General features: G+C 70.8%; 8 protein-coding genes. 3 read left to right on the top strand and 5 right to left on the bottom strand.

Annotated elements, in window-relative coordinates; genetic code table 11:
- Window positions 1-102: 102 nt before the first annotated feature.
- The 3 genes from cmdF to AB0N02_RS16670 all read right to left on the bottom strand — a co-directional run bounded on the left by cmdF (window position 103) and on the right by AB0N02_RS16670 (window position 6,262).
- Entirely contained in the window at window positions 103-1,710 is a 1,608-nt protein-coding gene (gene cmdF / locus AB0N02_RS16680) for a tyrosine 2,3-aminomutase (protein WP_363946681.1), read from the bottom strand.
- 10 nt (window positions 1,711-1,720) lie between these two features.
- The gene (locus AB0N02_RS16675) at window positions 1,721-4,879 is read right to left on the bottom strand and encodes an AMP-binding protein (RefSeq protein ID WP_363946678.1); all 3,159 of its coding nucleotides are present in this window, start codon (window positions 4,877-4,879) and stop codon (window positions 1,721-1,723) included.
- Between the two features lie 66 nt (window positions 4,880-4,945).
- Window positions 4,946-6,262 (bottom strand): GNAT family N-acetyltransferase, encoded by a 1,317-nt coding sequence (locus AB0N02_RS16670; protein ID WP_363946675.1) that lies wholly within the window; start codon window positions 6,260-6,262, stop codon window positions 4,946-4,948.
- Window positions 6,263-6,491: 229 nt separating this feature from the next.
- Between AB0N02_RS16670 and AB0N02_RS16665 the strand changes: the two genes are divergently transcribed.
- Both AB0N02_RS16665 and AB0N02_RS16660 read left to right on the top strand, forming a co-directional pair.
- Window positions 6,492-7,805 (top strand): extracellular solute-binding protein, encoded by a 1,314-nt coding sequence (locus AB0N02_RS16665; RefSeq protein WP_363946673.1) that lies wholly within the window; start codon window positions 6,492-6,494, stop codon window positions 7,803-7,805.
- 184 nt (window positions 7,806-7,989) lie between these two features.
- Window positions 7,990-8,529, top strand: coding sequence for a dihydrofolate reductase family protein (locus AB0N02_RS16660; RefSeq protein ID WP_363946672.1), 540 nt, complete (start codon window positions 7,990-7,992; stop codon window positions 8,527-8,529).
- 56 nt (window positions 8,530-8,585) lie between these two features.
- Here AB0N02_RS16660 and AB0N02_RS16655 read toward each other — a convergent pair whose 3' ends face one another.
- Window positions 8,586-10,049 carry a multicopper oxidase family protein gene (locus AB0N02_RS16655; protein WP_363946671.1) on the bottom strand — a complete coding sequence of 488 codons (1,464 nt, stop codon included), beginning with the start codon at window positions 10,047-10,049 and terminating at the stop codon, window positions 8,586-8,588.
- A 477-nt stretch (window positions 10,050-10,526) separates the two neighbouring features.
- Here AB0N02_RS16655 and AB0N02_RS16650 point away from each other — a divergent pair, with 477 nt between their 5' ends.
- On the top strand, window positions 10,527-11,771 hold the full coding sequence (locus AB0N02_RS16650; protein WP_363946669.1) for a cytochrome P450: 1,245 nt from the start codon (window positions 10,527-10,529) through the stop codon (window positions 11,769-11,771).
- A gap of 192 nt (window positions 11,772-11,963) precedes the next feature.
- On the opposite strand, the gene AB0N02_RS16645 is transcribed toward AB0N02_RS16650, so the two are convergent.
- A complete protein-coding gene (locus tag AB0N02_RS16645; protein ID WP_363946667.1) occupies window positions 11,964-13,097 on the bottom strand; it encodes an acyltransferase in 1,134 nt (377 codons plus the stop codon).
- Window positions 13,098-13,765: the final 668 nt, after the last annotated feature.

Genomic DNA, 13,765 nt, shown 5'->3' with positions numbered 1-13,765 from the left:
CTTTCTCCGAACGCCGGCCATCGCCGATGGTCACGCCTCGGTGGCGCCCCCCGGCCACGTCCGTCATTCCTGTGTGCGTCCGCCGGATGCTCCGGCGTGGGCTCAGCGCAGCTCGACGCCGTTCTGCCGGGCCGCGGCGAGGAACTCCCCGCGGGACAGCGCCGCCGCCGTCAGCTCGATCTCGTCGGCCATGTAGCGGTCGTGGTCCAGCGTGGGCACGTACGCGCGGATCATGTCGTAGGTGGTCCTGGCGACGGGGCTGAGCCGGTCGCGCCTTCCGGCGAGGTCGACCGCCTGGGCCGCGGCGAGGAGTTCCAGGGCGAGGATCGTGTCGTTGTTGCGCAGGACCCGGCGCGCGTTGCGCGCGGAGATCAGGCCCATGCTGACGATGTCCTGGTTGTCGCCGTTGGAGGGAACGCTCTGGGTGCTGGCCGGGCCGATCGTCCGGTTCTCCGCGATCAGCGCCGTCGCCGGGTACTGCGCGCCCGCGAACCCGCTGTTGAGCCCCGGGTCGCCCTTGACGAGGAACTCGGGCAGGCCGTAGCTGAGGTGCCGGTTCAGCAGGCGGTTGGTCCGCCGCTCGGAGAGCACGCCGAGCTGGGTGAGCGCGATCGTCACGAAGTCCATCACGAACGCGATGGGCTGGCCGTGGAAGTTCGCGCCGTGGAAGATCTCCTGCCCCTCGAAGAACAGCGGGTTGTCGTTGGCCGAGTTGAGCTCGATCTCCAGCTTGGTCACCGCGTGGTAGAGGGTGTCCCTGACGGCTCCGACCACCTGCGGGATGGCGCGCAGGGAGTACGCCTTCTGCAGGTAGACGTCGGTGCGCTGCACGCTCTTGCCGTTCTGCTTGCTGTCCTGCACCTGGTCGCGCAGCACGGCGTGGTCCACGGTCAGCCCGCTGCCGCGCATCAGCGCCCGCATGTTGGCCGCGGTGTCGATCTGGCCGCGGTGCGGTTTCGCCACGTCGTGCCCCTCGGGCAGGAAGGGGCTGTTGGAGCCCTGCAGGGCCTCGATCACCAGCGCCGTGATGGTCTCGGCCTGCCGTACCTGGTCCATGGCGCGGCTGACGACGAGGGATCCGAGGCCGGTCATGCCCGACGTGCCGTTGATCAGCGCGAGCCCCTCCTTGAACCGCAGCTGCAGCGGCTCGATGCCGTACTCGCGCAGCACCTGGCCGGTCGGCACCCGCGCGCCGTCGCGCAGGATGTAGCCCTCGCCGATGACGGTGGCGGCGATGTGCGAGAGCGGGGCCAGGTCGCCGCTGGCGCCCAGCGACCCGATCTCCGGGACCGCGGGCGTGATGCCCAGGTTCAGGTAGAGCGCCAGCCGCTCCAGCACGTCGGGGCGTACCGCGGAGTGCCCCTTGGCCAGGGCGTTGAGCCTGGCGGCGACGATGGCGCGTGCCTCGTCCTCGGCGAACAGCGGCCCCACTCCGGCGCTGTGGCTGCGGACCAGGTTGGTCTGGAGTTCGACCTCGTTCGAGGTGTCCACCAGCATGTAGATCATTTCGCCGTAGCCGGTGGTGACCCCGTAAATGGGAATGTTCTGCTCGACGATCTCCTCGAACATCCGCCTGCTGGCGGCGGCCTTGGCCAGTGCCTCCCGGGTCACACCGCAGGGCACCCGATCCTCGGCGACCCTCCGGATCCCGGCGATGTCCAGGCTCTCGCCGTCGAAGTCAACCGACAGGCCGGTGTCAATCAACGTCACGTTCTTCACCTCATAGTGGTTTTTTGGGGCTGTTCATGGACTGGCGAAGCCCGCGCCGATCGACCTTGCCCGCGAGGTTGCGCGGGAGCCGACTGCCGAGGGTCTCGAATGACGCGGGCAGCGTGAACGCGCCGAACCTGCGACGCAGGTGGTCCCGCCAGACCTTGGGTGAGCCGGCGGGACCGTGCGGGGTGTCGCGTGGCACGACGCACACCACCAGGCGGGTGACCAGCCCGTCCTGGCCGGTGAGCGGGACCACGGCGCACTCCGCCACCGAGTCGTGCTCGGTGAGCGCCGCCTCGATCTCGGTGAGCTCGACCCTGTTGCCGAGGAGCTTCACCTGGAAGTCCCCGCGTCCGCGGAACTCCAGCAGTCCGTCCCGGCGCCGTCGGCCGAGGTCCCCGGTCCGGTACCAGCCGGCGGTCACGGCCCCGGCCCCGGGGCCGTCGGGGCCGCGGTCGAGGCCTGAGCCGGAGCCGTGGCCGGGTTCAGGGCTGGCGAGGCCGGGGACCGGCCTGAAGGCCGAGTCGTCTCCCGCTCCGGCGCCGAGGTAGCCGGAGGTGACGTACGGCGTGCGGACGACGATGTCGCCGGTGACCCCGGTCGGGCAGGGCCGGTCCGCGTCGTCCAGGACGAGCACCTGACGCCCCGGGATGGGCCGTCCGATCGGCACCGGGCCGTGGACGGCGCCTTCCGCCTCGTACCAGGTGGCCGCGATCGTCTCGGTCGGGCCGTACAGGTTGACCAGCCGGGTCCCGGGCAGCGCCGCGCGCAGGCCGTTGACCAGTTCGCCGGACAGCGCCTCCCCCATCAGCAGGATGTGACGCAGCGACGACGGCCGCTCGGCGGGTTCCCTGCCCTCGATCACGCCGAGCAGTTCCCCGGCGAAGCTGGGAACCGTCTGGATGAGTGTGATCCGCTGCTCCACGAGCCAGTCGGCCAGCGCGTCCGGGTTCAGCCTGACGCGCTCGGGCACCGGGTACAGCGTGGCCCCCGAGACGAGCGTGGCGAAGACCTCGCACAGGGCGGGGTCGTGTTCGGGCGCCACCCAGTTCGCCACCCGGGATCCGGGGCCGATGCCGAACTCCGCGGCCATCCAGGTGGTGAACTGCGCCAGGGCCGCGTGGGTCTGGGGGACGCCCTTCGGTCTTCCGGTCGAGCCTGAGGTGTGGGCGACGTACGCCCTGCCGTCCGGCCCGTCGTACGGCGCCGCCCCCTCCCCCGGGTCCTCGTCCGCCTTCTCCTCGAGACGCGGGTCCTCGTGGCGCGGGTCCTCGTGGCGCGGGTCCTCGGGGCGCGGGGCGGCCAGGTCCAGCACCCGGCCGTTCAGCTCCTCGCGGTACCACCGGGCCAGTCCGTCCCCGGCCGCTGTGCCGTCCACCACCAGGCAGGCGGGCCGCAAATCCTCGATGATCGCCTTGCCCCGTTCCCCCGCGTCGCCGGTGCCGAACCAGGCCAGGTGTCCTCCCGCGCCGAGCACCCCGAGCAGGGCGGCGAACCGCAGCGGCCCCGGCGCCACCCGCACCACGACGGGCGAGCCGCCGACGCCGCCGAGCGCCCGCAGCGCGGCGGTGACGGTCTCCGCCCGCCGCCGGAGTTCGCGGTAGGAAGTGGCCGAACCGTCCCAGACCACCGCTTCCGCCTCCGGGTGCCGCTCGGCCCACCGGCGCACCAGCCCGTGGACCGGCAGCTCGGCCGGGACGGCGTCCGCGATCCGGTCCGCCTCCCGTACGGCCCGGCGGACCGACTCCGGCTCGTCGAGCGGCAGCTCCCCGACGGGGGTGTCCGGCTCGGCGAGGGCGGCCGTCAGCAGCGTGCGCAGCTGCTCCAGCACGAGCCGGGCGGACGACCGGTCGAACAGCGCGGCCCGGTACTCCAGGGCACCGGCGATCCCGGGCCGGACCCTGTCCACGACCAGGGTGAGATCGGCCCTGGCCGTGACCGGTCCCCGCTCGGCGAGCCGTTCCCGCCCGGTGACGGTTCCGGGCAGCCTGAGCTCGGGTTCGGGCCCGTCGGGCAGGACCGCCATGACGGTGAACGGGGAGGTTCCGCCCAGGGCACGGGCGAGCCGGTCCGGGGAGACCGCCCGGTGGCCGGACGCCTCCCGCGCGAAGCGCGTCACCCTCGCGAGGAGTTCGCCGAAGGTGGGAGTCCCGGAGAAGTCCGCGCAGATCACGCGCGGTGGGGCCATCGGGTGGAGCGTGCCGGGGACGCCGGGCCGCGGATCCGGCGTCCCCGGCACGCCCACGGCCACCCGGTCGGCGTCGCCGTAGCGGTGCAGCAGGGTATGCAGCGCCGCGAGCAGGACGACGCCGGGCGTCGTGTCCCGCGCCTCGGCCACCTCCGCCAGGCGGCGGCCGAGGTCGTCGTCCCACTCGAACGGCTGGAGGCCCGCGTGGGTCGTGTCCCCGGCGGGCCTGGCCCGGTCCACCGGCGGCGTCGTCGGCGGCGGGGGCGGGGTCAGCGCGGAGACCCACCAGTCCAGGTCGCGTTCGGATCCCGCGGCGTCCGGCTCGTCGTGCCGCCGCGCCCGGCCGGGGTGGGGCACGGTGAGGGGCACGGTGAAGGGCACGGCGAGGGGCACGGCGAGGGGAGGCAGCGCGTCCCGGGCCGGCCGTCCGGCGAGCACGGCCTCGTAACAGGCCGACAGTTCCGCGGTGAGGATCGCCGCCGACCGGCCGCCGGCGACCTCCCGGCGCAGCGCGAGCAGCAGGAGGTGTTCGGTGCGGGCCAGCCGTACCAGGATCAGCCGGGCGGCCGCCTCCCCGGCGGAGGCGCCGGAGGGGGTCTTCTCCCGACCGGCGTCCGGATCCGCGCCCGGCCCGCCGTCCGGTTCGGGTTTCCGGGCGGCGGGCGGTTCGGGTTTCCGGGCGGTGGGCGGTTCCGCGCCCGGCCCGCCGTGCCGCCCGCCGTCCCCTTCGGCCTGCCGTCCGGCGTACAACCACTCGAACCGTGAATTCACCTCGCCGACGGGCGGCGCGCTCATGTCGGCGAACTCCAGAAAGGCGCCGCGCTGAATCCCGTGCCGGCGGACGACCTCCCGCCACGCGGCCCGCAACGCGTCGGTGTCGAGGATTCCGGTTATCCGGTGCGCCTGGCGCACGGGATATTCCGGCGGGCCGGCGACCGGTTTCCCCGGAGCCTCGGAGAACTGTTCTACTGTGCCCACGTCGGTGTTCTCACATTCAGCTGCGACGGCACGTTTCTCTTGGCTTGCCGAATTCCGCCGTCCCGGTCAGAAAATGTCGAGCGCGGACGGCCCGACGTGCCAGCCGAAGGCGGCGCTCGCGGTGGCGAGCGCGCCGGGCCGGTGCTCGCGGACACGTCCGGCGGCGCCCAGCGCGCCGAGCGAGACGCCGCCGAGGTAGGCGGCGCCGAGGTCGGCGACGTCGCCGGAGAGGTCGGGATCGTCGGCGGTCGCGACGCAGGCCGCCTCGCCGTCGCGGACGGTCAGGCGCCAGCGGCCGGCGTTCTCGGGCAGCATCGCGTCGGTGACCTGGATCACCACGTCCAGCGGGACGGCGTAGCGGCGCGCGGACAGCGCGCCCGGCAGGTCGAGCAGCCGCACCCACAGCCCGTCGCTGACCGAGACGCCGAGGTCGCGGGGCTCGTTGACCAGCAGGAGCAGCGGCTCGTCCACGGCGGCGAAGTCGCAGCGGACGGTCCTGGTCAGGTCGACCGAGAGCAGGAAGTGCCACAGGGCGGCGTAGGAGACGGGCGTGGCGGCGACCACCTCGACCACGCTCGCCTCGCCCTTGGCCACGCCGCCGTCCCACTCCTGCCTGCGCTTCCAGATCGCGTACCCCTCGGGCCCGTCCGGGCCGTCGAACACGAGCGCGCGTTTGGCGGAGTAGCCCTGCCGGAACGGGGGCGGCGGGTCCTCCAGCAGCTGGTGCCAGACGTTGTCGTCGCGGCTGGACCAGCCGGGACGGCTCGGGTGGACGCGTTCGTACACCGCGCGCAGTTCCCGGCCCACCCGCGCGGGCGCCGCCTCGCGCAGCTGTCCCGCGGACCCGTCGGGCGGCCGGTTCAGCCGCACCTCGCGGTTGTCGATCAGGAAGGTCTGGTTCTGGCTCGCCATGCCGAAGCCGTACCGCTGGTAGATGCGGCCCTCGCTCGCCCACAACACCGCCAGGAACTCGCCGTGCACGTCACGGGACTCGCGCAGCTGCCCGCCCAGGAGACGGGTCATCAGGCCGCGGCGGCGGTGCGTCTGCCGTACGCCCCCGCGGGTGATGTGCGCCGCGGGCAGGACGGCGCCGGGAACGGTCATCCTCCTGGTGAGCGCCGCCAGGTTCGCGACGATCTCGCCCCGGTGTTCGGCGACGTGGTTGCGGGACGGCTCGAAGACAAGGTGCTCGGGCGGGCCGTCGACCAGCCCCTCGATGCCGAAGGCGTCGGCGAGCACGGCGTCGGCGAGCGCGGTCTCCTCGGGGCCGGACAGGGCGCGCAGCACGTAGGGGTCCCGGCGCTCCCCGGCCGGAGCGCGCGGCGGGCCGGGCAGCCCGGCCCCGCGGGTGATGACTTCGGTTCTGCCTTCGAAAACGGCCATGGGGTCAGTGTCATGTCACCCGAGACGGCGCTGCATCTCCTGGGTTGCGGTCAACCGTGATATTCGACGGCGATTCCCGGCGATTCTCGGTGAGCAATCCAGAAGATGCGGGAACGGTCTCCGGCACGGAACATGTGTATTTTGAGAGACAGTTGTGCATATCACCGGCACCGCACCCGGAAAATGCCTTTTCGGTGCGACCGGGAACCACACAACAAGGAGAATTGAATTGTCAAGCAAGATCATTATTAATGTCTGGCTCAACCACTGGTTCCTCTGGCCGGAGCTGCTCGATCCCGTCAGGAGGCGGGCCGAGGAGTTCGGCGCCGCCCATCCGGAGTACGCGATCGACATCCGGCCCGTCGACGTGCGGACGACCCCGCGGGAGATCGCCCAGGCCGTCGAGCGGGGTGCGGCCCCGCACGTCGTCGCCTACCACCACCCGTTCACCCAGGAGGCCCACGACGCCCGCTCGAAGGACGGCGGCCCGCTGTTCGTCCCGCTGGAGGAGGCGATCGGCGGCCGGGAGGAGATCCTCGGCGAACCGGTCGTGATCGACGACATCGTGGCCACCGTCCGCAACTACTACTCCCTCGGCGGCCGGCTGCTGTCCATGCCGCGCAACACCTCGACCATCCTGTTCTACGCCAACATGACGCTGCTCGAGGCGGCGGGCGTGCGGGAGGTGCCGCGGACGTGGGAGGAGGTCGAGGACGCCTGCCGGGCGGTCGCCGGGCTGCGCGACGGTCCGTCCCACGGGATCACCTGGGCGAACTACGGCTGGTTCTTCCAGCAGGCGGTCGCCCAGCAGGGCGGCCTGCTGGCCGACCACGACAACGGGCGCTCGGGCCGGGCCGAGAAGGTCGACCTCACCTCGCCGGAGATGATGGCCTACGTCACGTGGTGGCATCGCCTGCACCGCGACGGCCACTACCTCTACACCGGCAAGAAGATGGACTGGCAGGGCACCTTCGACGCCTTCGCCGCGCAGCGCACCGCCTTCCTGCTCAACTCCTCGGTCGAGACCGGGCCCATCCTGCGCGCGGCGCGCGAGGCCGGGTTCCGGGTGGCGGTGGGCCGGGCACCGCACAACGGGCGCGTCCCCTGCGCGGGCAACCTGATCGGCGGCGAGTCCCTCTGGCTGGCCTCCGGCCTCGACGAGGCCACCCGGGACGGCGCGCTGGCCTTCCTGCAGTATCTCTCCGGCCCCCGCCATCCCGCCGACATGTACGAGCTGGACCGGACCTTCGTCCCGACCACCCGCACGGCGGTCGACCGGCAGGCGCGGGAGGGCTGGTTCGACCGGAACCCGCATTTCAGGGTCGGCGTCGACCAGCTCGACGCCACGAAGGACTCCCCCGCGACCCGGGGGGCGCTGTTCGGCGACTTCTCCGCGATCCAGGAGGTCACGGCCACGGCGATGCACGACGTCCTGCTCTCCGGCACCGATCCGGCCGACCGGTTCACCCGGGCGAGCGCCGAGGCCCAGAGGCTGCTGGAGGAGTACAACGCCTCCCTTTCCTCCGGAAACCGGTCCCGGTAACGGCCGGGACATCCGTTGTTCACCCTTCCCGACGGCGCGGAGAGAAGGGCGGCAGGTCTTTCGTAAAGGACACCGGAGGCTCCGCTCGCCGTTCTTTTTCATGATTCGGCCACATTCACACCGGCGGAAGTGAAAAGGTGGGAGGCCGAAAGAGGACGGACGACGAGTTCTATGGAGACGCGGTATGGGAAAAGTGCTGTGGCACGTGACGATGTCCTTGGACGGCTTCATCGCGGGCCCGAAGGGAGAAATGGACTGGACATTCGGGCATTCCGGAGTTTCTCCTGAGATGTTTCAGGAGATTATCCGGACGACCGGTGCCATGGTGGCGGGCAGGCGCAGCGTCAACCTCGGCCCCGACACCGGTAAGAAGGTCTACGGCGGCGCCCTGCAGGGGCAGCTGTTCGTCCTCACCCGTCAGCCGCCCCCCGAGTCGGTCGACCCGACGATCACGTTCTTCTCCGGCGACGTCCGCGACGTCATCGCCACGGCCCTGGAGTCCGCGAACGGCAAGAACGTCGTGGTGACCGGCGCCAACGTGGCCCGGCAGTGCATCGAGGCGGGCCTGGTCGACGAGCTTCTGATCCACCTGGTGCCGGTCCTGGTGGGAGACGGCGTCCGGCTCTTCGACAACCCGGGCGGCGACTGGGTCGCCCTGGAGACGATCAGCGTCGAGGGGCCGGGCGACATGGCCAACCTCCGCTACCGCGTCGTCAAGAAGTAGACGCCGGGCACCCGCGGGGCCGGTGGGCGGACGAGCGCCCGCCGGCCCCGCCCCCGCTAGGGGATGATCTCCATCTGCGCCATCATCCCGACGGAGGAGTGCTCCAGGAAGTGGCAGTGGTAGGCGTACCTGCCGAGGTATGTGTCGAAGGTGGCCTGGACCCTGACCGTTGAGCCCGGCGCGACGAACACGGTGTCCTTACGGCCCGCGTCGTCGAGCGTCGGCGGTTTCCCGTCGCGGTCCAGCACCCGGAACTGCGCCAGGTGCATGTGGAAGTTGTGCATGAAGCCGAACTCGGTGTCGGCGTTGGTGACGCGCCAGATCTCGGTGGTGCCCCGCTTGATCCGGAAGTCGTCGCGCGCCGGATCGTACGGCTTGCCGTTGATCAGCCCCACGGGGGCCGGGCCGGTCAGGTCGAAGGAGAACACCACGTCGCGCTGGTTCGTGGCCGGGGGCAGAGGGGGAAGCGGGCGCAGCACGTCCGGCAGGCGGCTCCTGTCGTCCGCGCGCCGTACGACGTCGAACCTCAGCACCGGCCCCCTGGTCCCGTCGGCGAGGACCAGCTGGGTGCCGACCGGGTAACGGGAGAAGTCGATCACTATCTCGACCCGCTCGCCCGCGCTCAGCGCGATCTCATCGCGGGGCACGGGCGCGGAGAGCAGGCCTCCGTCGGAGGCGATCTGCGTCATCCCCGCGTTGCCGAGGTTCAGCCGGAAGGTTCCCTCGTTGGAGGCGTTGAGCAGCCGGAAGCGATACTTGCGCGCGTCCACGGGGAAGTACGGCTGCGGCCTGCCGTTGACGAGGATGGTGGTGCGCAGCGCCGGGTTGCCGTAGACCAGCGCGCCCGTGTCGTCGAACTGGGCGTCGCGGATCATGATGGGGACGTCGTGGTTCCCGTCGGGCAGGCGCAGGTGCCTCTCGTCCTCGTCCTCGATCACGTAGAAACCGTGCAGCCCCCGGTAGACGTGTTCGGCCTCCATGTGGTGGGCGTGGTCGTGATACCAGAGCGTCGCGCCCTGCTGCGTGTTCGGATACTCGTACAGCCGCGCCTGGCCCGGCTGGATGAGGTCCATCGGGTGGCCGTCGCTGCTCGCGGGAACGTGTCCGCCGTGCAGGTGCACGTTCGCCGGCATGTCGAGCAGGTTCCGGTAGGTGACGGCGACCTGGCGTCCCGTCCTGGTCCGGATCGTGGGGCCGACGAAGCCGCCGCCGTAGGTGAGGCCCGGGGTGTTCAGGCCGGGCAGGATGTTCATGTTCGCGGGCTGGATGGCGATCTCGTAGATGTCGGTGGTCCGGGTGGAGCGCACCGGCCTCAGCGTCGGCAGCAGAGGCATGCGCACGGAGAAGGGGGCGACGGCGACCGACGCGACGGCACCCCCGGAGCCGCCGCCCGGATGCTGCGAATGATGGGGCGGGTCGGCCTGGCCCGCCACCGTGGACGTCCTCAGCAGGGCCGGGGTCACCACCGCCCCGCCCGCGGTGAGACCGCTGAGGACCAGGAAGTTCCTTCGGTTCAGCATGTGCTCCCAATCGGCGGACGGGCAGTCTCGTCTTCGTACCGGCTGTACACAGGCGGTCGCCCCCGCAACTCGATTTGCCTTTTCCACACGGTGTGGAATGCCTGACCGCTAGATCGTGGACGCGCCATTTCCGCCCTGTCATCTTCCTGATTGCTCACTTATGCCGACTTCGGTCGGCGGGTGACACCCGAATGACGGCTTCGTGAAGCGCACGGTGAAAGATGCAGGGCATAGGTAAAACGCCCCATCATCGTTCACAGCCGACAGTGCTTCAACGATCCCGTAACGGAGGGGCGCGCCAATGGCGGTGCCCGCGACGTCGGTAAAGGCCCGGTCCGGCTCCGGTGTCCCCGCCGTCGCCCGCACGACGCCGCGAAGACCGCAGCCGCCGGATCTCCGGGGATCCGAGAACTCCGAGCGCGTCCCGGCGATGCACGTAGACAGCGGAGATCATTCTCACGGTGATGTGGAGTTCGTATGGAAAATCTCTGTCCCGTCGTCATCGACAGAACCGGCCGTGACATCCACGAAGAGGCCGCGCGGATGCGGGCGCAGGGGCCGGTCGCCCGGATCGAGCTCCCCGGCGGCGTGCTCGCCTGGTCGATAACCGGCTACGACGCCGTCATGCGGGCCCTGGCCGACCACCGTCTGTCGAAGGACCCGCGCAAGCACTGGACCGCCTTCGCCGCGGGCGAGATCGGCCACGATTTCCCGCTGATCGGCTGGGCGCTGATGGAGAACCTGTCCACCGCCTACGGAAGCGACCACAGCCGCCTGCGCAGGCTAATCGCCAAGGCGTTCACGCCGCGCCGGGTCGAGGCCATGCGGTCGGGTGTCGAGAAGATCGCCGCCGATCTCCTCGACGAGCTGGCGGCCGCCGCGCCGGACGAGGTGGTCGACCTGAAGGCGAGGTACGCGCACCCGCTCGCGGCACGGGTGATCGGCGACCTCATCGGCGTGCCCGAGCGGGCCAGGGCGGGGGTGCTCCCGGGAAGCGACGCCCACGTCGACACGACCAGGACCGCGGAGGACCTGGCGGCCGACGCCGAGCGGAGGCGCCGGGAGATGCGGGAGCTGATCGAGGCCAAACGCCGGGCTCCGGCGGACGACCTGACCACGGACCTGATCTCGGCGCAGGACAACGGTTCCCAGCTGAACGACACCGAGCTCCTGAGCACGCTGCTCCTGCTGCTCGGCACCGGCACCGAGCCGGTGACGAACCTGGTGACGAACACGGTGCGCGCGCTGCTCATCCATCCCGGGCAGCGCGAACTGCTGGCGGCCGGACACGTTTCCTGGGAGGAGGTGATCGAGGAGACGCTCCGCGCCGAGGCGCCCGTGGCGCACCTGCCGTTCCGGTTCGCGGTCGAGGACATCGAGATCGGCGGCGTCACCATCCGCAAGGGCGAACCCGTCCTCATCGCGTTCGCCGCGGCGGGACGTGACCCGGCCGTCCACGGCGCGAGCGCGGACCGCTTCGACGCCACCCGCGCCGACAAGGCGCACCTGTCCTTCGGGCACGGCATCTACCGCTGCATCGGCATGCCCCTGGGCTGGATGGAGACCGAGATCGCCCTCAGGGCGCTGTTCGACCGCTTCCCCGGTCTGACCCTGGGGGTGCCGCCCGAGGAGATCGAAGGGCAGGGCACGTTCATCATGAACGGCTGCCGCACCCTGCCCGTCCGGCTGAACGGGCGCGACCGCGCGAGACAGCGGGTGTGATCCCGGGCGTCCCGGGCGTCCCAGGCGTCGTCGTGGAAACGGTCCCCTTCCACGACGACGCCCGGGACCGACCGCGCCCGGAGCCGGCGGCCAGGACTGCCCGGCGCGGTGGTCAGCGGTGCCGGCGACGCAGCTGCACCGGCGGTACCAGTGGTGTCGGCGGTACCAGTGGTGTCGGCGGTGTCGGCGGTGTCAGTCGCCGATGCCTGCGCCGGGGGCGACGTTCGGCAGGGGCGGCTGGGACGCGACCGTCCCGGCACCGGTGGCGTCACTGCGGCGCGAGCCGGCGAAGCGCCGCATGATGGGGCGTTCGAACAGCGAGAAGACCAGCCAGGACACCAGGACGGTGATCCCGAACAGCGCCAGGAGCACCGCGATGGCGACCGGGGTGCCGAAGCTGCCGTTCCGGAAGATCCACTGGTCGCCGTAGACCAGGACCAGCCGGTGCCACAGGTAGAAGGCGAACGAGATCTCGCCGAGCCAGACCATCGTCCGGCCGGACAGCCACGTCGACCGGCCGTTCACGTCGGCGACCGCGCCCGCGGCGATGAGCAGGCCGAGCGGGACGATCGCCACCGCGACGAGCGGGAAGGTCCCGGGCAGCAGCGGCGCCACGGCGTAGGCGACGACCGTGAGCACCGCGGCGCCTCCCAGGCCCAGGGGGATCCGGTGGCCGGTCTGGACGAGGCGGGCCAGCAGCATGCCGAAGACGAAGTCGAGCGTCCGGGAGAGCGGGAAGACGTACACCAGCCACCACTGCGGCTGCGAGTACGCCTGTGTCCACGGCAGGGCGGGCTGGTCCGGCAGCGCGGCGGCCACGAGCGGGAGCGCGACGATCACCGCGATCACGGCGCCGGCCCACAGCCACAGGCGCTCGTCCCTGATGCGGCCGACGACACGGATCAGCAGCGGGAAGGCCAGGTAGAACAGCAGCTCGCAGGAGAGCGACCAGGAGACGGTGTTGACCGTCTGATTCATCTCCAGCGGGGGGAACCACGCCTGGAGCAGCAGGAGGTTGAAGACCGCGTTGCCGGGGGCGATGACCTGTTGCGAGACGAAGGTCAGCAGCAGGAAGGCGACGACGAAGGTGAGCAGGTGGTTGGGATAGATCTTGAAGAACCGGCGCCGCCAGAAGCGGGGGGCCGTGTCGTCCCGGCGCACCGACCAGGTCAGGACGAAACCGCTGAGGACGAAGAAGAACCCGACGCCGGTCCAGCCTCCGCCGCTGACGACCGAGGAGAAGGCGCCTGCCACGTCGGGTGAGGCGAACACGCCCTGGAAGCCCGCGTGGAAGAGGAAGACCAGTACCGCCGCGATGAATCGCATTCCCGTCAGTGACGGAAGCCGAACGGATGGGACAGTGGATCGATTGGCTGCTTCAGGCGATATGTTGCTCATAAAGTACCACCTAGGGCGAATCCACCCGGCTCTGCCGCCGTTTGCCGGGAAAACGGGGGCATTGTTCGGTTTGACAGGCAGAGGCTAGTGATCCATAGCTCGGCGACGCATCTCCTGGATTGCTCACTTTTATCGCGCGAGTCTCCCCACCCCGCACGCATCGGGAAACGGGCGGCGGAACGCCGGAGGTCACGCCCCGCGCCCCTCGGCCGCGCCACACCCCCCTCCCGGAACAGCGCCACCAAAAGCGACATATAACACAATTTCCGGCAGTTATCGCCGGACAGAAAGCGGTGGCGGGCCGTCCGATATCCCCGGGACCGCAAAGCGACGCTTAAGAGTCACGGAACGACCCTGAAGAATCACATGGCAATCCCCAAGATGCTCCGTACGGTGGTGAACTGCGACGATTCAACGACAGGGGCCCGTGCCCACGGCGATGATGTGGCGGTGAACAGCCCATCCGACGGCCGGACGATTTCGGCCGGCAGCCGCCCGCGTCAGAGTATGCGGTCAATTTACCGGCGGAACACACACCAGAAACCACAGTGAGCGGTGTCGTTCAGGCACGCGACAGCTCCGACGAAGACGAGGGA

Origin of the sequence: Streptosporangium sp. NPDC051022 (assembly GCF_040683035.1) — a bacterium.
Classification (GTDB): domain Bacteria; phylum Actinomycetota; class Actinomycetes; order Streptosporangiales; family Streptosporangiaceae; genus Streptosporangium.
This window is presented reverse-complemented; position numbering and strand designations above follow the sequence as displayed.

Bases quoted from the DNA above. Each gene is read 5' to 3' on its own strand.
- AB0N02_RS16670 (WP_363946675.1), bottom strand. From the start codon at position 6,262: ATGGCCGTTTTCGAAGGCAGAACCGAAGTCATCACCCGCGGGGCCGGG.
- AB0N02_RS16660 (WP_363946672.1), top strand. From the start codon at position 7,990: ATGGGAAAAGTGCTGTGGCACGTGACGATGTCCTTGGACGGCTTCATC.
- AB0N02_RS16655 (WP_363946671.1), bottom strand. From the start codon at position 10,049: ATGCTGAACCGAAGGAACTTCCTGGTCCTCAGCGGTCTCACCGCGGGC.
- AB0N02_RS16650 (WP_363946669.1), top strand. From the start codon at position 10,527: ATGGAAAATCTCTGTCCCGTCGTCATCGACAGAACCGGCCGTGACATC.
- AB0N02_RS16645 (WP_363946667.1), bottom strand. From the start codon at position 13,097: ATGCGATTCATCGCGGCGGTACTGGTCTTCCTCTTCCACGCGGGCTTC.